This window comes from Mycobacterium venezuelense (assembly GCF_054919535.1).
In genome coordinates this window covers 123004-141831 of the sequence record NZ_JBONDW010000011.1, presented here as the reverse complement: position 1 = coordinate 141831, position 18828 = coordinate 123004, and the positions used below count along the sequence as shown (strand labels likewise).

The 18828-nt window shown below is 67.6% G+C and carries 20 protein-coding genes; 11 read left to right on the top strand and 9 right to left on the bottom strand.

The window, feature by feature from the left end:
* Positions 1–221: 221 nt before the first annotated feature.
* Together ACRCUN_RS19595 and ACRCUN_RS19590 are read left to right on the top strand one after the other, a co-directional pair.
* Complete coding sequence (locus ACRCUN_RS19595) at positions 222–1154, top strand: hypothetical protein (RefSeq protein WP_462143287.1); 933 nt, start codon at positions 222–224, stop codon at positions 1152–1154.
* A 129-nt stretch (positions 1155–1283) separates the two neighbouring features.
* Complete coding sequence (locus ACRCUN_RS19590; protein ID WP_462143286.1) at positions 1284–2891, top strand: N-acetylmuramoyl-L-alanine amidase; 1608 nt, start codon at positions 1284–1286, stop codon at positions 2889–2891.
* On the opposite strand, the gene ACRCUN_RS19585 is transcribed toward ACRCUN_RS19590, so the two are convergent.
* The 3 genes from ACRCUN_RS19585 to ACRCUN_RS19575 are packed head-to-tail and all read right to left on the bottom strand — an operon-like array spanning position 2888 to position 5272.
* Positions 2888–3712: an HAD family hydrolase gene (locus tag ACRCUN_RS19585; protein ID WP_462143285.1), complete on the bottom strand. Its 825-nt coding sequence runs from the start codon at positions 3710–3712 to the stop codon at positions 2888–2890. The two genes, ACRCUN_RS19590 and ACRCUN_RS19585, sit on opposite strands and share 4 nt — an antisense overlap.
* Positions 3709–4473, bottom strand: coding sequence for a lysophospholipid acyltransferase family protein (locus ACRCUN_RS19580; protein ID WP_462143284.1), 765 nt, complete (start codon positions 4471–4473; stop codon positions 3709–3711). Before ACRCUN_RS19580 ends, ACRCUN_RS19585 begins: the two co-directional genes overlap by 4 nt.
* 7 nt (positions 4474–4480) lie before the next feature.
* Positions 4481–5272, bottom strand: a complete 792-nt coding sequence (locus ACRCUN_RS19575; RefSeq protein ID WP_462143283.1) for a lysophospholipid acyltransferase family protein — start codon at positions 5270–5272, stop codon at positions 4481–4483.
* A gap of 170 nt (positions 5273–5442) precedes the next feature.
* Here ACRCUN_RS19575 and ACRCUN_RS19570 point away from each other — a divergent pair, with 170 nt between their 5' ends.
* Both ACRCUN_RS19570 and ACRCUN_RS19565 read left to right on the top strand, forming a co-directional pair.
* The gene (locus ACRCUN_RS19570; protein ID WP_462143282.1) at positions 5443–6999 is read left to right on the top strand and encodes a Rieske 2Fe-2S domain-containing protein; all 1557 of its coding nucleotides are present in this window, start codon (positions 5443–5445) and stop codon (positions 6997–6999) included.
* Positions 6996–7328, top strand: coding sequence for a hypothetical protein (locus ACRCUN_RS19565; protein WP_462143281.1), 333 nt, complete (start codon positions 6996–6998; stop codon positions 7326–7328). The genes ACRCUN_RS19570 and ACRCUN_RS19565 overlap by 4 nt, the downstream gene beginning before the upstream one ends.
* Here ACRCUN_RS19565 and ACRCUN_RS19560 read toward each other — a convergent pair.
* Positions 7325–8140 carry a DUF5718 family protein gene (locus tag ACRCUN_RS19560; protein WP_462143280.1) on the bottom strand — a complete coding sequence of 272 codons (816 nt, stop codon included), beginning with the start codon at positions 8138–8140 and terminating at the stop codon, positions 7325–7327. The two genes, ACRCUN_RS19565 and ACRCUN_RS19560, sit on opposite strands and share 4 nt — an antisense overlap.
* Entirely contained in the window at positions 8137–9390 is a 1254-nt protein-coding gene (serS, locus tag ACRCUN_RS19555) for a serine--tRNA ligase (protein ID WP_462143279.1), read from the bottom strand. The genes ACRCUN_RS19560 and serS overlap by 4 nt, the downstream gene beginning before the upstream one ends.
* A gap of 136 nt (positions 9391–9526) precedes the next feature.
* On the opposite strand from serS, the gene ACRCUN_RS19550 reads away from it, so the two are divergent.
* From ACRCUN_RS19550 to ACRCUN_RS19540, 3 genes are all read left to right on the top strand, one after another.
* The gene (locus tag ACRCUN_RS19550; RefSeq protein WP_462143278.1) at positions 9527–10981 is read left to right on the top strand and encodes a septum formation family protein; all 1455 of its coding nucleotides are present in this window, start codon (positions 9527–9529) and stop codon (positions 10979–10981) included.
* A gap of 4 nt (positions 10982–10985) precedes the next feature.
* The gene (locus ACRCUN_RS19545; RefSeq protein ID WP_462143277.1) at positions 10986–11336 is read left to right on the top strand and encodes a metallopeptidase family protein; all 351 of its coding nucleotides are present in this window, start codon (positions 10986–10988) and stop codon (positions 11334–11336) included.
* 92 nt (positions 11337–11428) lie between these two features.
* Positions 11429–11626, top strand: coding sequence for a hypothetical protein (locus tag ACRCUN_RS19540; RefSeq protein WP_462143276.1), 198 nt, complete (start codon positions 11429–11431; stop codon positions 11624–11626).
* Here ACRCUN_RS19540 and ACRCUN_RS19535 read toward each other — a convergent pair.
* Both ACRCUN_RS19535 and pheA read right to left on the bottom strand, forming a co-directional pair.
* Positions 11623–12309 carry a histidine phosphatase family protein gene (locus ACRCUN_RS19535; RefSeq protein WP_462143275.1) on the bottom strand — a complete coding sequence of 229 codons (687 nt, stop codon included), beginning with the start codon at positions 12307–12309 and terminating at the stop codon, positions 11623–11625. The two genes, ACRCUN_RS19540 and ACRCUN_RS19535, sit on opposite strands and share 4 nt — an antisense overlap.
* Complete coding sequence (gene pheA / locus ACRCUN_RS19530; protein ID WP_462143274.1) at positions 12306–13235, bottom strand: prephenate dehydratase; 930 nt, start codon at positions 13233–13235, stop codon at positions 12306–12308. The genes ACRCUN_RS19535 and pheA overlap by 4 nt, the downstream gene beginning before the upstream one ends.
* A gap of 130 nt (positions 13236–13365) precedes the next feature.
* Here pheA and ACRCUN_RS19525 point away from each other — a divergent pair, with 130 nt between their 5' ends.
* From ACRCUN_RS19525 to ACRCUN_RS19510, 4 genes are all read left to right on the top strand, one after another.
* The gene (locus ACRCUN_RS19525; RefSeq protein WP_462143273.1) at positions 13366–14148 is read left to right on the top strand and encodes a DUF2470 domain-containing protein; all 783 of its coding nucleotides are present in this window, start codon (positions 13366–13368) and stop codon (positions 14146–14148) included.
* 19 nt (positions 14149–14167) lie between these two features.
* The gene (locus ACRCUN_RS19520) at positions 14168–14932 is read left to right on the top strand and encodes a CPBP family intramembrane glutamic endopeptidase (protein WP_409504182.1); all 765 of its coding nucleotides are present in this window, start codon (positions 14168–14170) and stop codon (positions 14930–14932) included.
* Between the two features lie 30 nt (positions 14933–14962).
* Positions 14963–16177 (top strand): LCP family protein, encoded by a 1215-nt coding sequence (locus ACRCUN_RS19515; RefSeq protein ID WP_462143272.1) that lies wholly within the window; start codon positions 14963–14965, stop codon positions 16175–16177.
* Between the two features lie 137 nt (positions 16178–16314).
* Positions 16315–16860 (top strand): ferritin, encoded by a 546-nt coding sequence (locus ACRCUN_RS19510; RefSeq protein WP_462143271.1) that lies wholly within the window; start codon positions 16315–16317, stop codon positions 16858–16860.
* Between the two features lie 6 nt (positions 16861–16866).
* On the opposite strand, the gene ACRCUN_RS19505 is transcribed toward ACRCUN_RS19510, so the two are convergent.
* The gene (locus tag ACRCUN_RS19505) at positions 16867–17712 is read right to left on the bottom strand and encodes a glycerophosphodiester phosphodiesterase (RefSeq protein ID WP_462143270.1); all 846 of its coding nucleotides are present in this window, start codon (positions 17710–17712) and stop codon (positions 16867–16869) included.
* Between the two features lie 4 nt (positions 17713–17716).
* The gene (locus ACRCUN_RS19500) at positions 17717–18802 is read right to left on the bottom strand and encodes a DUF4328 domain-containing protein (protein ID WP_462143269.1); all 1086 of its coding nucleotides are present in this window, start codon (positions 18800–18802) and stop codon (positions 17717–17719) included.
* Positions 18803–18828: the final 26 nt, after the last annotated feature.

Sequence of the window (18828 nt, the reverse complement as noted above, 5' to 3'; positions counted from 1 at the left end):
GGGTATCCGACCGCCCCGCCGCGTCCCGAATTCGATCGCGGTCGCAGGTCGCGATTCGCTCACAATTCAATATCGTCACTCTAGACCCAGTAGTCACACCCGTACCATCGATCACGTTGGCGCTCATGGGCTTCGCACGATCCCGTCCCTAGCCGCTGACGAAGCAAGCGGAGCGCACCAGCTGCAATCCGACATGCAGTCCAGATATTGAGGAGACTTCCGTGCCGAACCGACGTCGACGCAAGGCCTCGACAGCCATGAGCGCAGTCGCCGCCCTGGCAGTCGCAAGTCCAGTCGCATTAGTGGCCGTAACTCAGCTTTCCCCTGCACCACAGCATCGTGAGTTCACCCAGGCCGCCCTGGTCACCGACCTCCCGGGCGAGCTGATGTCCGCGCTTTCCCAGGGCCTGTCGCAGTTCGGCATCAACCTGCCGCCCATGCCGACCGGCATGCTCACCGGCAGCAGCCCGATGCCGTCACTCGCGTCACCGACCCTGACCTCGCCCGGTCTGGCCTCGCCGGGGTTGACCTCACCGGGTCTCACGTCCCCCGGTCTGACGACGCCCGGCTTGACCTCACCCGGCCTGACAACGCCTGGTCTCACCACCCCTGGTCTCACCGATCCGGCGCTCGCCACCCCCGGGCTGACATCACCGGACGGCGCGCTGCCGTCGACGCCGTCGCTGACCGATCCTGGCCTGACCAATCCGTCGCTCACTAATCCGGCACTGACGAATCCCGCGCTCACGAGCCCGGCAGGCGCAGTGCCCGGCGGCCTGGCCACGCCGGACCTCGGTACGCCGGGTCTGACGACGCCTGCCCTCGGCACCGATCCGTCACTGACCCCGATATCGAACACGGCCGGGTTGCCCGCACCGGGTGAGGTGCCGATCTCGGCGCCGATCGGTCTCGATCCAGGACTGGGCGCCACCTATCCGATCCTGGGCGACCCGTCGCTGGGTGCGATGCCCGCGGCCAGCACAGGTGGCGGCGGACTGTTCGGCGACCTCTCCAGCGCCGCCGAGCAGCTCGGGGCCGGCCAGGCCATCGACCTGCTCAAGGGCATGGTCATCCCGGCCATCACGTCGGCCATGAAGTCGGGTGTGCCCGCGGCCCCGCCCGCAGCTCCGGCGCCGGTGCCACCTCCGGCCTAATCAAGTAGTCCTATAACGAAACGGCACCGCAGAAGCCATCGAGGCTCTGCGGTGCCGTTGCGCAATTAGGCGGGCTATCGAGCCGTGTCGAAACATTGGTAACAACAGACTCATACGTAACATCAGTCCGTGCAGTCCCGCCGCCCAGCGCCGTCGATCCTGTTCACCGCAATCGCGGCGACCGTCGTGATCCTGCCGTGGGCGTTCACCGGCATACCCGGAAGCGACGAGCCTGACGCGCAAAATCGCGCACCCGCGCTGACCCAGCAGCCCCTGGAGAACCTCGGCGGCGGCGAGAGCATCCGCGAGATCCACCAGGACGAACCGTTTTCGATGGTCGCGCTGACCGCACAAGACCTGCGTGGGACTTCCGCCCGCGTGCGCGCCCGCAAGGCCGACGGTTCCTGGGGGCCGTGGTACCAGGCCGAGAATCTCGACGGCGTCGGCGCCGACACCCCGGGGCCACGCGGAACCGAGCCGGTGTTCGTCGGCCGCACCAACACCGTGCAGATCGCGGTCACCCGGCCCCGCGATGCCACCCCCACCCCCGCCGCGCCGCCCGCTGCCGAGGGTCCCGGCCTCGGCTACAAACCGGCAACGGTCCAACAACCCCTCGCCGAGAACATCAACGCAGTGCTGATCAGCCCGCCGCAGACGCCGGTGGACATCGGGCCGCTGCCGACGGCCGTCACCGCACCGGGCGTACCGCCCAACATCATCAGCCGCGGGCAGTGGGGTGCCGACGAGTCGATGCGCTGCGGACCCGTCAGGTACGACAAGGCAGTTCGGGCCGGGATCGTGCACCACACGGCGGGCAGCAACGACTATGCGCCCGAGGACTCGGCAGGCATCGTTCGGTCGATCTACGAGTACCACACCAGGACACTGGGCTGGTGCGACATGGCCTACAACGCGCTGGTCGACAAGTACGGCCAGGTGTTCGAGGGCCGCGCCGGCGGCATGGACAAGCCCGTCGAGGGATCCCACACCGGGGGCTTCAACCACGACACGTGGGGTGTGGCCATGATGGGCGACTTCAACACCGTCCCGCCCACGCCGATCCAATTGCGCACCACGGGAAGACTTCTGGGCTGGCGACTCGGACTCGATCACATCGACCCGCACGGCACGGTGGTGCTGACCTCGGCAGGCGGTTCGTTCACCCACTTCCCGCGCGGCGCGACACCCACCCTGCCGACCATCTTCACGCACCGCGATGTCGGAATCACCGACTGCCCAGGCAATGCCGCATACGCGCAGATGGGTCTGCTGCGCGACATCGCCGCGCGGTTCAACCGCCCACCCGGCCCTGAGGATCTGGCCGAGCAGATGCGTGGCGGCGCCATCTACGACCGCTGGCAAGCCCTTGGTGGGCCCGGCGGTCTGCTTGGCAACCCCACCTCCCCCGAAACCCCGGCGCTCGACGGCGCGCGCTACGCCAGGTTCGAGAAGGGTGCGGTGTACTGGTCGCCGTCCAGCGGGGCCGAGCCGGTGACCGGCGCGATCTACGAAGCTTGGGGCGCATTGGGTTTCGAACGGGGCGCACTGGGTCTACCGACAAGCGGCGAGATTCACGAACCTCAATGGATCGTGCAGAACTTCCAGCACGGCACGTTGAACTACGACCGCGAGAAAGGCACCGTCACCCGCGTCATCGACGGTGTTCCGCTCGAACTGCCGCCACCCTCACCGGATCACGAGCCCGTACAGCTCGAGCGCTTCAGCCGGATCTCCTAAGACCACCAGCGTTCGAGCACCCGCGCGACGCCGTCCTCGGCATTCGTGACAGTGACCTCGTCAGCGGCGGCAACGGCTTCCGGGTGCGCGTTACCCATCGCCACCCCACGCCCGGCCCAGCTCAGCATCGGGATGTCGTTGGGCATGTCGCCGAATGCGACGATGTCGGCGTCGGTGAGCCCGAGTGGACCGGCCAGCTGCGCGACGCCGGTGGCCTTGCTGATGCCGAGCGGCACCACCTCGATCAATCCATTGTTGGTCGAGTACGTGATATCACCTTGCAGCCCAACGTGTTTGAGAAGCTCGGCAGCCATGTCGGCGCTGCGCGCACCCGCCTTGCGGATCAACAGTTTGACCGCTGGCGCACTCAGCAGATCCTCGATGGACACCTCGGTGTTGTCCGGGTTCAGCCACGCGTGCTCATAGCCGGGTGAGCTCACGAACTGCGGCGTGGCCGCGTCGTGAGCCGAACGCCCGACCCGCTCGACCGCAAGCCCCGCACCGGGGATCACGCGCGTCGCGATCTCCGCCAGCTCACCGAGCACATCAGCCGAAAGCGTCTGCGCCGACACGATCCGGTCGGTCGACGGGTCATAGATCACCGCGCCGTTGGCGCAGACCGCCATCGGCGCGAGACCCAGACCGTCGACCACCGGCTGGATCCAGCGCGGCGGGCGGCCCGTCGCGAGCACGAACGTGGTGCCCGCTTCGACCGCGGCCTGCACCGCGGCCCGCGTGCGCGGGGTGACCTTCTCGTCTTCGTCGAGCAGGGTGCCGTCCACATCGGTGGCGATCAGCCCCGGCGTTCTGTCAGGGGTCACCGATTGTTTCCCGTCGCTTCCTGTTCGGCGCGTTTGCGCGCGCGTTCGGCCAGTTCGGCCTCGTCGAGGCGTTTGGCCTCCGCGAGTGTCGGGGCCGCACCGCCGAGCCGGCGCGGAACCCAGTAGGCGCCTTCCGGCGCGGGATAGTCGCGCTGCACCTGGTCGAGCACGGCCGACATCGCGGCGCGCAAGGCTGCGTCGAGTTCGGCGACCGACCCGGTCGGCGGAATGGGCTTGCCCACCGCGACGGCAATAGGGATCTTCCTGTGGCCCACCGACTTCGGATGATCCTTGGTCCAGATGCGCTGCGCGCCCCACACGATCAGCGGGACCATGGGCACGCCTGCCTCCAGCGCCATCCGCACAGCACCAGTCTTGAAGTCCTTCAGCTCGAAGCTACGGCTGATGGTGGCCTCGGGGTAGACCCCGACAAGTTCTCCCGCGCGCAGGGCCTTGACCGCGACCGCATACGCGCCCGCCCCCGCATTCCGGTCCACCGGAATCGTGCCGGTGTGCTTGATCAGGTAGCCGACGACCTTCACCTGCTCCATCTCGGCCTTGATCATGAAGCGCATGCGCCTGCCGCGTTCGGTCGCGGCGAGTCCGGCGGGCAGGAAGTCGACGTAACTGGTGTGGTTGATCGCGACGACGGCACCGCCCGTCGTCGGCAGATTCTCCAGGCCGGTGAAGGTGATTCGCGATCCGGTCGCGCGGACCCCGAGCCGTGCAGCGATCTCCAAACTACGGAAAACCGGTTCCATAGGCGTGCTACCCCGGCGCCCCGGCGGGTCCAGGAGGCCCAGCGGGCCCGGCCTCAGCTCTCCTGGCGGCCTTCTCGGCGGCTTCCTCGGCGTCCATCCGATTGGCTTCGGCCAACGACGGCGCGCCGCCGCCGAGCCGGTGCGGAACCCAGAACTCACCCGGCGGGTGCGGCCCGTACGCATCCTGCACCTGTTCGAGCAGGTGCTGCATGCGCGAGTGCAACAACGCAGTGAGCTCGGCCGCGGGCAAGGTCGGCTGGATCGGTTCGCCGACCGCCACCGTGATCGGCACCTTGGGCCGGTAGAGGTTCTTGGGATGCCCCTTGGTCCAGATGCGCTGCGCGCCCCACACGATGTGCGGAACGATCGGTACGCCGGCCGCGATCGCCATGCGCGCCGCACCCGACTTGAACTCTTTGATCTCGAAGCTGCGGCTGATCGTGGCTTCCGGGTAGACCCCGACGAGCTCGCCGGCCCTCAGGTATTCGCAGGCCGCGTCGAACGAGGCCGCGCCGCTGGCCCGGTCCACCTCGATGTGGCGCAGGCTGCGCATGATCGGCCCGGTGATCTTGTTGTCGAAGACCTCTTTCTTCGCCATGAACCGCACCTTGCGGCCGCGCTTCTGCTTGTAGGCGGGCAGCCCGGCGAACGTGAAGTCGAAGTAGCTGGTGTGATTGATGGCTACGACCGCGCCACCGGTCACCGGAAGATTTTCGACACCGGTCACGGTGAATTTCAGCCCCTGCAACCGCCAGGCCAGGCGGGCGAGCTGGATGACAGTTCCGTATACCGGTTCCACAGCCGCCAGCGTAATGCCAGCCGGTCCGCGTGCGTACCCGGTAACCCGGGGTACGGCAAATTCGGTGGACGCCTCCGGAGACCGACGCACGCTGACCTGTCGGACTTCGGCGCGTCGCCCAACTCCGGCTAGGCTTGCCAGGCGTTCACGTTTCCAACGAAAGGCTGTTTGTGCAGGTCACCAGTGTCGGACACGCCGGCTTCCTGATTGAAACCAGGGCGGGCAGCATCCTGTGCGACCCCTGGGTCAATCCCGCGTACTTCGCCTCGTGGTTCCCGTTTCCCGACAACAGCCGGCTGGACTGGGACGCGCTCGGTGACGTCGACTACCTCTACGTCTCGCACCTCCACAAGGACCATTACGACCCGGAGAACCTGCGCCGCCACGTCAACAAAGACGCCGTCGTGCTGTTGCCCGACTATCCGGTGCCGGACTTGCGACGCGAGCTGGAGAAGCTGGGCTTCTCCAAGTTCTTCGAGACCACCGACTCGGTCAAGCACCGGGTGAGCGGACCCAAGGGCGACCTCGACATCATGATCATCGCGCTGCGGGCACCGGCCGACGGCCCGATCGGCGACTCGGGGCTCGTGGTAGACGACGGCGAGACCGTCGCGTTCAACATGAACGATGCCCGGCCCGTAGAGCTCGATGTCCTGCACACCGACTTCGGCCAGATCGACGTCCACATGCTGCAGTACTCGGGCGCGATCTGGTACCCCATGGTCTACGACATGCCCGCGCGGGCCAAAGAGGCGTTCGGCACGCAGAAACGCCAGCGCCAGATGGACCGCTGCCGCCAGTACATCGCCCAGGTCGGAGCGACGTGGGTCGTGCCGTCGGCGGGCCCGCCGTGCTTCCTGGATCCCGAGTTGCGCGACCTCAACGACGACCACGGCGACCCGGCGAACATCTTCCCCGACCAGATGGTGTTCCTCGACCAGCTGCGCACGCATGGCCACGACGGTGGCTTGCTGATGATCCCGGGCAGCACAGCCGATTTCACCGGCTCGAAGCTCAACTCGCTGACGCATCCGGTCGAAGATCCTGAGACGATCTTCACCACCGGCAAGGCCGCTTACATCGAGGAGTACGCGCAGCGGATGGCCCCGGTGCTGGCGGCCGAGAAGGCAAGCTGGGCGCCGTCGGCCGGCGAGCCCCTGCTGGAGCCGCTGCGCGCGATGTTCGAGCCGATCATGAGCCAGACCGACCAGATCTGTGACGGCATCGGCTACCCGGTCGAGCTCCGTCTGGCCGGGCGCGACCACAACGAGACCGTGGTGCTGGACTTCCCGAAAAGGGTTGTGCGCGAGCCTATTCCGGACGAGAAATTCCGATATGGCTTCGAGATCGCGCCCGAACTCGTGCGGACGGTGCTGCGCGACAACGAGCCCGACTGGGTCAACACGATCTTCCTGTCGACGCGGTTCAAGGCCTGGCGTGTCGGCGGCTACAACGAGTACCTGTACACGTTCTTCAAGTGCCTGACCGACGAGCGCATCGCCTACGCCGACGGCTGGTTCGCCGAAGCCCACGACGATTCCGCGTCGATCACGTTGGACGGCTGGGAGATTCAGCGCCGCTGCCCGCACCTCAAGGCCGACCTGTCGAAGTTCGGCGTGGTGGACGGCAAAACCCTCACCTGCAATCTGCACGGATGGCAGTGGAATCTGGAGAACGGGCGGTGCCTGACCACCAAGGGCCACGAGCTGAGGTCCAGCAAGTTGTGAGCGCGCCGCGGCAGTACTACGACGACGGCCTCGTCCAACTGGACCGCGAGGCCATCACGTTGCGCCGCTACCACTTTCCGTCCGGCACATCCAAGGTGATCCCGTTACGGGATGTCCGCAGCTACACCGTGACGTCGTTGAACCTGCTGCACCGGTTCCGGCTCTGGGGCAGCTCGGATCTGCGCCGGTGGCTGCCGCTGGACGCCGGGCGGCCGCTGCGGTCGACGCTGGTGACCCTCGACGTCGCGGGAACCCGCTGGCGGCCGGCGTTCACACCGGCCGACCCGCACACGTTCACCGAGATGCTCGACGAGCTTCTCGGCCACTAACCCGTCGAAACCACCTGGCGCAGCTCGGAAGCCTCACTCGAGGCGCTGTCGTAGACCCGCACGATGGCTTCGTCGCCCGGCTTGAGATACGTCGACTCCCCGAGCGGCGTGTACCGGGTCGCGCCGATGCCGATCAACACGTTCTCCGGATGCCCGCTGGCGACCATGAGCGCACCGACGTCCTCCAAAGGTGTGTCCGCCGAACCCTTTTGGTTGGCCAGCCGCTCGACGATCCAGTCCAGCAGCACCTCGCCGTAGTACGAGTACCCCACGAGCGGGGAGTCGACGCCATAGGCGTGCTGCTGGCCGCCGTCCTCCCGCAGGTAGCACACCAACCGCATGTCGGCGGTCGGACCGTCCGGCGTCAGATCGCTGATCTCGAAGAACTGCGAGGCAACACCTTTCGATGCCGGGCCCCAGTTCTTCTTGTAGCTGATCTTCGGCGCATTCGGCCTGCGGATCGAGCAGTCGTTGAACGCACCGAGCGCGAAGGGCTCAAGGCGCACCACGGTGTCGCCGTTCCACACGACGTGGCAGGCCACCCCGACCTCAGGTTCGATCTGCAGGTTGAGCGGGCCGTCACCTTCGGCTGTCTCCGGCAGCAGGATGGTGTCGCTGGACAAGGGGAACTCGCCGAGGAAGTCGTCGCGGCCGGGCGCATACCACGGGAAGATCCCCTTGGGCGCATAGCCTTCCGTCACGACCTTGACGAAATCTCCCGCCTCTCCCGCCTGCTCCAGATGGCCGGCGAAGTTCCCGGCAACCCCGAACCCGAACCAGTTGCGCACTTCAGCAAGGTCGATATCGATCATGGCTCAAGCACTTCCGTTCTGACGAAGGGAACCAGCGCGGCGGGGATGCGCACGCTGCCATCGGGTTGCTGGTGATTCTCCAGGATCGCCACCAGCCATCGTGTCGTGGCCAGCGTCCCGTTCAGCGTCGCCGCGATCTGCGGCTTTCCGTTCTCGTCGCGGTAACGGGTGGCGAGCCGGCGCGCCTGGAACGTCGTGCAGTTCGACGTCGAGGTCAACTCGCGGTAGGTCTGCTGCGTCGGCACCCACGCCTCGCAGTCGTACTTGCGGGCCGCAGAGGAACCGAGATCTCCCGCGGCCACGTCGATCACCCGGTACGGCACCTCGATGGCGGCGAGCATTTCGCGCTGCCATCCCAGCAGCCGCTGGTGCTCGGCCTCGGCATCCTCTGGCTTGCAGTAGACGAACCCTTCGACCTTGTCGAACTGGTGCACCCGGATGATGCCGCGAGTGTCCTTGCCGTAGCTGCCCGCCTCGCGGCGGAAGCACGACGACCAGCCCGCGTACCGGCGCGGACCGGTGGACAGGTCGATGATCTCGTCGGCGTGATAGCCCGCCAGCGGAACCTCCGACGTGCCGACGAGGTACAAGTCGTCGGCCTCGAGCCGGTAGACCTCATCGGCGTGTGCGCCGAGGAACCCCGTGCCCGCCATGACTTCCGGACGCACCAGCACCGGCGGGATCACCAGCGTGAAGCCGTTGGACACCGCAAGCTGCGTGGCCAACTGCAGCAGGCCCAGTTGCAACAGGGCGCCTGCACCGGTGAGGAAGTAGAACCGCGAGCCAGAAACCTTGGCTCCGCGTTCCATGTCGATGAGCCCGAGCGCTTCGCCGAGTTCGAGGTGGTCCTTCGGGTTTTCGATGGCCCGCGGCTCACCAATGGTGTCGAGCAGCGCGAAGTCGTCCTCGCCGCCCGCGGGCACGCCGTCGATGATGACGTTCGCGATGGCCATGTGGGCCGCGGTGAACGCCTTGTCGGCCTCGACCTGAGCGGCTTCGGCGGCCTTGACCCGTTCGGCAAGATCCTTGGCCTGCTGCAGCAGCGCGGGTCGTTCGTCCGGCGACGCCTTGCCGACGAGCTTGCTCGCGGACTTCTGTTCGGCGCGCAGATTGTCGGCGGCCGAAACCGCCGCCCGGCGCGCGGTGTCAGCCTCCAAGAGTGCGTCGACGAGCGCCGGGTCCTCACCACGGGCCCGCTGTGACGCGCGGACGATATCGGGATTCTCGCGCAGCAACCTGAGGTCGATCACGGGCGCAACCCTACTTTTGGGCGCGCCGCCTCGTACATCCGAGGTGTCGAAAGCCACGGCCGTCGACCGTCCGCAAGCACAACCTCGTAACGTTACAACCGCCTCACTTGTCACAGCGCCTGACACGCCTGTCACAATGGAGCGGATGTTGGAGGCACCCGAGCACCCCGACCGGCTCCCCGACCGGACCGATGGCGATCCGCCAGAGGGACGTTGGTGGCAGAGCCTGCAGGCCGCGTCGACGCGGCGTGCGTTGCTGCTGACCGCACTCGGCGGTCTGCTCATCGCGGGCCTGATCACCGCGCTGCCGCGCAGCGAAGGCGCCCAGACGGCGCTCAACGCCGGCGCGATCTCGCTGGGGCCAAGGGGCAACGACACATTCGACCACGTGAAGAGCGGTGACTGCCTGAACTGGCCGGGGCGCAACCCCGACGCCGCCCACATCGTCGATTGCAAGGATCAGCACCGGTTCGAGGTCGCCGAGTCCATCGACATGCGCACGTTCCCCGGCAGTGAGTACGGGCCGGGCGCCGCGCCGCCGTCGGTGGATCGCATCAAACAGATCAGCCAGGAGCAGTGCACCCCAGCGCTGAAGTCCTATCTGGGCCCGAAGTTCGATCCGAACGGGAAGTTCACCATCGGCCTGTTGTGGTCGGGCGAGAAGGCCTGGAAACAGTCCGGTGAGCGGCGCATGTTGTGCGGCCTGCAGTTGCTCGGGCCGGGCGACAGCCAGCTCGAGTTCCAGGGCAAGGTCGCCGACATCGACCAATCCAAGGTGTGGCCTCCCGGCACATGCCTCGGCATCGATCCGGCCACCAATCAGCCCACCGATGTTCCGGTCGACTGCGCTGCCCCCCACGCCATGGAGGTGACGGGTGCGGTCAACCTGGCCGAGAAGTTCCCGGGCGGCCTGCCCGCGGATGCCGACCAGGACGAGTACATCAAGGAGACTTGCACCAAGCTGACCGATGCCTATCTGGCACCTGTGCAACTGCGCGCCACGACGTTGGCACTGAGCTACAGCACCATCTCGCTGCCCAGCTGGTCGGCCGGCAGCCATCAGGTGTCCTGCAGTATCGGCGCCACGCTCGGCAACGGCGGTTGGTCGACGCTGGTCAACAGTGCCAAAGGTCCGCTCATGATCAATGGCCAGCCACCGGTCGCGCCACCGGACATCCCGGAAGAGCGCCTGAACCTGCCGCCGATTCCGATGCCCGACGCGGATAGCTCGTCAGACTCGTCCTACGGTTCCTCGTCGTCTGACTCATCCTCGTCCTCGTCATCGTCGTCGTCGGGCTCGTCCTCGTCATCGTCTGATTCGTCGTCGGATTCATCCGGTTCGTCGTCGAGCAGCCAGTCCGAGCACATGCCACAGCAGTCGGCACCGAGCACCACGGCTGAGCCGGCGCCTCCGCAGTCCAACACGTTCAACCCGCCGCCGCCCGGCGCACCGCCTGCCCCCGCGCCGCCGCCCCCGGCACCCGAACAGGCTCCGCCGCCACCGGCACCGGCTCCCGCACCTGCGCCCCCGCCGGCCGGACCGCCGCCGGGTGACCCCTTGTTGCCGCCGCCACCGCCGCCGGGACCGTAAACCCGTGGCCGTGCGGATGAGCCCGCAACGGTTTGAGGAATTGGTCTCGGACGCACTGGATCTCGTGCCCCCCGAACTGGCCGCGGCGATCGACAACGTCGTCGTCCTCGTCGAGGACCGCAATCCCGACGAACCGGAAATCCTCGGCCTGTATCAGGGCATCGCGCTCACCGAGCGGGACTCGTGGTACGCAGGCTCGCTGCCGGACACCATCACGATCTACCGCGACGCGCTGCTCGACATCTGTGACGACGAGGAGCAGGTCGTCGACGAGGTCGCGATTACGGTGATCCACGAGATCGCCCACCATTTCGGGATCGATGACGAGCGTCTCCACGAGCTGGGTTGGGGATGAGCGCTTGCGCGAAGACCGGAAAGTGGGGCTAGGTACTCCGTCGGCCCGCGCGGCAACCCCGCAATGTCGGCGCACAGTGCTATGAACAGGCCATGACCTTCCAGTGCCCGGAGTGTGTGGCCGGACTGGAGCACTGCCACGGCACCGTCATCCATCACGTCCGGTTCCGCATGGAGTGCACTGACGACGGCTGCACCACTCCAGAAGCAGCGCATGTGTTCAGCGTTGACTGTGAGGCGGTCGGCTGCCCCTGCGGGCGCGACCAAGCCTTGCGCGTGTCGGCGATCTAGCCCATCGGATCGTTCGACTTGAGCGCATCCTCGACTGGATGCACGTCGAGCTCGGGATAGAACGGCGGGGTGAGGTTCGCCCACTGGACGCAACTCCACCGCCCGTCGGTGATCGGCGCGAGTACGACCGACTGCGCGTTGGCCAAGTGGTGGTCGAGTGCGAAGCCGCCGTCGACCCCGGCCAGCACCGCAGCCACCAACCTGATCGCCGCGCCATGGCTGACGAGCACGATGTCCCCGTCGAAGGCGTGGTCGTCGAGGTAGCGCATCCGCAGTTGGGTCACGACCGGCACGTACCGGTGCAGCACCTGGCTTGCCGACTCACCGCCGGGCATCGGCACGTCGAGGTCGCCCTCGTGCCACCGCTGGTAGATCGCGTTGAACTGCGTGATCGCGGCGTCGTCGTTGCGGTCCTCCAACTCGCCGACCTGCACCTCGTGCACGCCGTCGAACTCGTACGGCGTCAGGCCGGTCTCCTCGGCGATGCCGGCAGCGGTCTGGGCCGCACGCCGCGCCTGGGAGTGGGCGACGATCAGCGGCCGGTTGCTCAACGTGTTGGCGAACGACCGGGCTTGATCGCGGCCGAGGTCGGTCAGCTCGGCGCCGGGTGGCCGGGTGTCGAGCCGTCGTTCGACATTGGCGAGAGATTGCCCGTGCCGGACAAGTACGAGCCGGCCGCTCACGACGCACCCGATCCGTCACGCAATCGCGCCAGCCACCGGGCTGCCTCTTCGAATTGCGGTGGCGGCGAGCCGGCCGCCGATCCCGTGGGCCAGGAACCTAGATATCGCACATCTGAACAACGTCGGTGGAGCGCTTTGAGTGCCTCGGCGACCGAATCGTCGTCGATGTGGCCGACACAATCCAGGAAGAACACGTAGGTGCCCAACTCGGTTCTGGTGGGCCGGGATTCGATACGGGTCAGATCGATGTCACGAATCGAGAGCTCGGTCATGGCCGCAACCAGGGCACCCGGGGTGTTGTCGAGCCGCAGCACCACCGAGGTGCGGTCGGCTCCGGTGGCAGGTGGTGGCGGACCGGGCGGCCCGGCCAGCACGAACCGGGTACGCGCGTTGACCTCGTCGACCACGTCGGCGGCCAGAACGTCCAGCCCGCACCGCTCGGCGGCCAACCGGGTGCTGACACCCGCGTCGGCCTTGCCGTCGGCGACATCGTGCGCGGCCGCGGCGTTCGAGTTGGCGGGCACGACCGTGGCGTCGGGAAGGTTGGCGGCGAGCCAGTTGCGCACCTGCGCAGCGGCCACCGGGAACGCCGCGACCGTGCGGACCGGTGCGGTGTGGCCGGGGCGGACGACGATGGTGAATGCGACGTCGAGGGTGAGCTCGGCATAGATCTGCAGCGGGCTTCCGGCGGCCAGGCTGTCCATGGTCGGCAGCACCGACCCCTCGATCGAGTTCTCGATCGGCACGCAGGCGTAGTCGGCCTGCCCGTCGCGGACCGCGCTGAGCGCACCGGGTGTGCTGTCGGTGCGTACCGGCGTGAATCCACTGTCGGCTCGGCCGCCAGGCACCATGTTCTGGGCCACCATCTGCAGCAACGCCGCTTCGGTGAAGGTTCCCTCCGGTCCGAGATAGGCGATGCGCTGCACGCCGTCAACATTAATGGCAACCCCGCCCGCCCCGGCTTCATCGGCCCGGTCGCTCTTTCGGTAAGCCTTGCGCGCCGTTCGCGCATCCAGTTAAGTTAGGCTTACCTCACCTAAGTGGAAGGCGGCGAGAATGGCAGTAGCGGCACCGACGACGGCCGAGCGGATTCGCAGCGCGTGCGCCAGGGGCGGCGGCGCCATGCTCGCCGTCGAGGGCATCGAGCCGGTCGAGTCTCCCGTGCACCACCTCCTCGACGACGGATCGTTCGCGATCACCGTTCCCGAGGCCGGTCCGCTGGTCGGCATGGTGCTGTCCGCCGGCTCGGCAGGCGTGCAGGCGGTGCTTGAGATGACCGACTACGCGCCGCTGCCGCTGCGTGAACCGGTGCGCTCGCTGGTGTGGATCCGCGGCCGCCTGCAGCACGTGCCGTCCGGCGAGATTCCCGCGCTGCTCGACCTCGTCGCCGCCGAAGACCCGAATCCCGCACTGCTGCAGGTGAATTCCGGGTCCGGGCAGATCGACGACACATACGCTTTGATGCGCCTGGAGATCGAGTCGGTCGTGGTGGCCGACGCGACGGGTGCCGAGTCGGTGAGCCTGGGCGCGCTGCTACAGGCCCGTCCCGACCCGTTCTGCGCCATGGAATCGTGCTGGCTGCAGCACATGGAATCGGCGCACCGAGACGTGGTGGAACGCCTCGCGACGCGGCTTCCGATGACACTGCGCCAAGGCCGGGTGCGGCCGTTGGGCCTCGACCGCTACGGCGTACAGCTGCGCGTCGAGAACGAGAACGGCGACCACGACGTGCGGCTGCCGTTCGCCAAGCCGGTCGACGACGTGACCGGGCTGAGCCAGGCGATCCGGGTGCTCATGGGCTGCCCGTTCCTCAACGGCCTACGCGCGCGCAAGATCTAGCGCCGCTACCGTAGCTCCGGTGACGGGGCCCAACGAACAACTCGAGCCGCAGCGGCGAACCCTCAAAATCGAAATCGCCGTCGTCCTGGCGGTGACGTTCGGCCTCAGCGCCTATACCGCACTGCTGAAGCTGACCGAAGGCGTGCTGCTCGGCCTGTCCGGGCAGACCGTCGCGCTCAACCCCCGCCGCTCCCCGTTCGACCTCATCGATCTGGGCCTGCATCTGGCAGGCATCCTGCAACTGCTCGCATGGGGCGCGCTGGCCATATACCTGCTGTGGCGCAGCGGTTTCGGACCATCCGCCATCGGGCTGGCCCGCCCGCAGTGGCGTGCCGACGGATTGGGCGGCCTCGGGCTTGCCGCGCTGATCGGGCTGCCCGGGCTCGCCTTCTACGTCATTGCCCGGGTGCTCGGGCTCAGCGCCAACGTCGAACCGGCCGAGCTCTACGACACGTGGTGGCGGATACCCGTGCTGCTCGGGGCGGCGTTCGCCAACGGCTGGGCGGAAGAGATCATCGTCGTCGCATTCCTGCTGACGCGCCTGCGCCAACTCGACGTGAGCCCGGCCCGCGCGTTGGTGATCTCCAGCCTGCTGCGCGGCGCCTACCACCTCTACCAGGGGTACAGCGCCGGGCTGGGCAACATCGTGATGGGCTTGGTGTTCGGCTACGTGTGGCAGCGCACGGGCAGGCTGTGGCCGCTGATCATCGCCCATGCCCTGATCGACGCGGTGGCGTTCGTCGGCTACGCACTCGTGGCCGACCGGCTCGGCTGGCTGCAGTAGGCGGGGCCGTTCGACACGTACATTGCTGGAATGGACCAGAACCGGCACCCCGACCCGCGGTTGCGGCGTCCGGTGCCGCGCCGTCCATCCGCCGAACCGTCGCAGGCGATCCGGCGTGACCCGAATTACCGGCCGGGCTGGCCGCCCAATCCGCCGACCCCCCCGCGCCAGCCACCGCCGCCGCCGCCGCGACAACCTCCGCGGCAGCCGCCGCCTCGGCCGGCCCCACCATCGGCGCGGCCCGCGCCCAAGCCGCCCCAACCAGCCGTCGTCCGTAAGCCACGGAAACGGCGCCGCTGGGGCCGAATCATCTTGACGCTGTTCATGGTCGGCTTTCTGGCGATCGTCGCAGGCGGCGTGTGGATAGATTCGTCGCTGCAGCGCATACCCGCACTGGCGGAGTATCCGGAGCGTCCGGGCGCGGGCCGCGGCACCACCTGGCTGCTCGTCGGCTCGGACAGCAGGCAGGGCCTCACACCCGATCAGCAGGCCGAGCTGGCCACGGGCGGTGACATCGGGACGGGCCGCACGGACACGATCCTGCTCGTGCACATACCCGGTTTCGGTTCGGACACCCCGGCGACCATGGTGTCGATTCCCCGGGACTCCTACGTTCCGATCCCCGGATACGGCGAGGACAAGATCAATGCCGCCTTCTCGTTGGGTGGGGCGCCCCTGCTCGCGCAGACGGTCGAGCTCGCGACCGGCCTGCATCTCGACCACTACGCCGAGATCGGGTTCGACGGATTCGCCGCGCTCGTCGATGCCGTCGGCGGCGTGACCATGTGCCCGGCCGAACCGATCAGCGATCCGCTGGCCGGCATCGACCTGCCCGCCGGATGCCAGCTGCTCGACGGCCGCAGCGCGCTGGGTTTCGTCCGGACCCGCGCCACCCCGCGTGCCGACTTGGACCGCATGGTCAACCAGCGCGAGTTCATGTCCGCACTGCTGCATCGGGCCGCGAGCCCGGCGGTATTGCTCAATCCGCTGCGCTGGTATCCGATGGCCAAGGCCGCAGGCGGCACGATCGCGGTCGACGAAAATGCCCACGTGTGGGACCTGGCTTGGCTGGCGTGGGCGCTACGCGGCGATCTGCTGACCACCACGGTGCCGATCGGTGAGTTCACCGGAAGCGATTCCGGCGCCGTCGTGGTGTGGGACAGCGACGCGGCAGGCCGCCTGTTCGAGGCGCTGGCGACCGACGCGACCGTCCCGCCCGACGTGGTCAATACGCCGGGAACTTGAGCTTAGGCAAAGCTAAATTAGCAACAGCAAATTCGCGACGTGGAATGTAAGCGCGGTCACACGGGTTAGGTAAAGCTGACCTCAATGAGGTCTACCTTCGCTGACAATGCCGTCTGACCTGCTATATCCTCGTCGGCATGACAACGTCCGGCGCAATCGACACGAAATTCCACGCCCTGATCCAGGATCAAATCCGCAGCGAATTCACTGCTTCGCAGCAATATATTGCGATCGCTGTTTATTTCGATGGCGCCGATCTGCCCCAGCTCGCCAAGCACTTCTACGGCCAGGCGGTCGAGGAGCGCAATCACGCCATGATGCTCGTGCAGTACCTGCTCGACCGCGACATCGACGTCGAGATCCCCGGGATCGACGCCGTGTGCAACCGCTTCGACGTTCCCCGTGAGGCGCTCGTCCTCGCCCTCAACCAGGAGCGCACGGTCACCGAGCAGATCAGCCGGCTGGCGAGCGTGGCCCGCGAGGAGGGCGACTACCTCGGCGAGCAGTTCATGCAGTGGTTCCTCAAGGAGCAGATCGAAGAGGTCGCATCGATGACGACGCTCGTGCGCATCGCCGATCGCGCCGGTGCGAACCTGTTCCACCTCGAGGACTTCGTCGCGCGTGAGATGTCCGGCGGCGCAGCCGATCCGACGGCGCCCAAGGCTGCCGGCGGGAACCTCTAGAACCGCTCAGTCCCGGCCCGCACCGGTCAGGCCGTTCTGCAGCCAGTCTTTGGTGCGGCCGGGATGGTTCGTGGCCACCCAGGCCACGCCGATGTCCCTGCAGAACCGGACGTCCTCATAATGATCGACCGTCCAGCAGTACAACGCACGCCCCTGGGCTGCCGCACGATCGACCAGCTCGGGATGTTCCCGCAGGGTCGTGATCGACGGGCCGACGGCCGTGGCGCCGACCGTTGTCGCCGCGCTGCCGCCGAGGTAGCGCGACGTCTCTCCCAACAGCACGGTCGGCAGCATCGGCGCGGCACGGCGGATCCGCCAGACCGCGGCCGCCGAGAACGACATCACCACCGCGCGGGAGAGGTCGGCCGAGGGCGGCGCCGCGATGCCGTAACGGTGTAACAACGCCAGCACCTTGTTCTCGACGAGCGCGCCGTAGCGCACCGGGTGCTTGGTCTCGATGAACAGCTTGACCGGCCGGTTCCAGTCCAATACGAGGGCGACGAGCTCATCGAGGGTGAGCAGACCGGTCTCGCCGTTGCCGCCGTCAGCGCGCGAACTGGCATGCCACGACCCGTAATCCAGCTTCCTGAGTTCGGCGAGCGTCATCTCGCTCACGAGGCCCGATCCGGTCGATGTCCGGTCGACCCTGCGGTCGTGCACGCACACCAGATGCCCGTCCCGCGTCAACCGCACATCGCATTCGACGCCGTCGGCACCTTCGCGCAGCGCAAGCTCGTAAGCGGCGAGAGTGTGCTCCGGTCGGTCGGCGGACGCTCCCCGATGCGCAACCACGAACGGATGACCCGGGCCCGGTGTCGCCTGCCCAGCGGCTCCCGCGTCGCCCACGTTCATATGGCTATGCTGCCGGGTTCTGCCCTTCGGACTCAACCGGAGCGGCGGATTCGGACCGATCCCGCTGCTCGGACTCATTCTTGGGCTGATCCGCCTCGTCGGACTCCACGGCGGGGGCCGGGCGGCCGGACGGCGTCGACCCGGAATCGACCACCACCCAGCGGTGGATGCTGCGCTGCGCAGTGGAGGTGCGTTCGAAACCGTTGAACACTCGCGTGATCAGCACGAGGGCCGCCAGCGCGAACAGGTAGCCGATCGTCACCGTCACGGTGTTGTCGGCGATGTTCTGCGGATTGTTGGCGAAGAACGTGACCACGACTGTGCTGACGATCGACCACACCGCCACGACCGCGCTGAGGAGCCACACGATCCACCACACCACGATGGGGCGGCGCAGATGCGAAAGGCGGCCTTCCACAGATGCGAGTTCGAGTACGAAAACCGGTGCCATGACCAAGTTCACGAGCGGTAGCAGGCAGCAGATCCACAGTTCGGCCGCGCCGCGCGGATCGTCCTGTCCGCGTCGGGCGTACGCCGCGCTGCGGCGGTCCACGAGCCAGTAGATCAGCATCACGACCGTGATGAACATGACGGCCAGCACCATGAGGCTGGCCAGCAGGCCGATGGTCACGCCCGTCCAGGCGATCACCGGATGCAGCAGCACGCTGCGGTTGATCAGCAACAGCACGTACCGGACCATGTGGGTGAACGCCGCGATCCCCAGCGCGATCATCGCGAGGATCAGCATCAGGCGCACCGTGTCGGGGCCGGGGCCGCGACGTTTGGCCACCACCTCATCGTCGGCGACCTCGAACTGCTGCTGCAGACCCCAACTCGGAATGGTCCGGTACCGCGGAGTCGGCCCCAGCGGCCGCCGCCCGCGGCGGGTCGGCGGAGGGGCGCCGGGCCGGACCGCGATCCAGCGGTACCCGGGCGCCAGCCGTGGCGGAGTCGCCCGTGAGCCGGCGTCGGCCGCCCACTGCTGCTCTGTTGCCGGCGCGAGCAGCGTGCCACCGCACCGCGGGCACCACGACCGTTGCCGATCACGCACGTTCCAGCGCGTCCCGCACTGCGAACACACCTGGATCATCTGACCAGCCTAGCGACGGTTCCCCG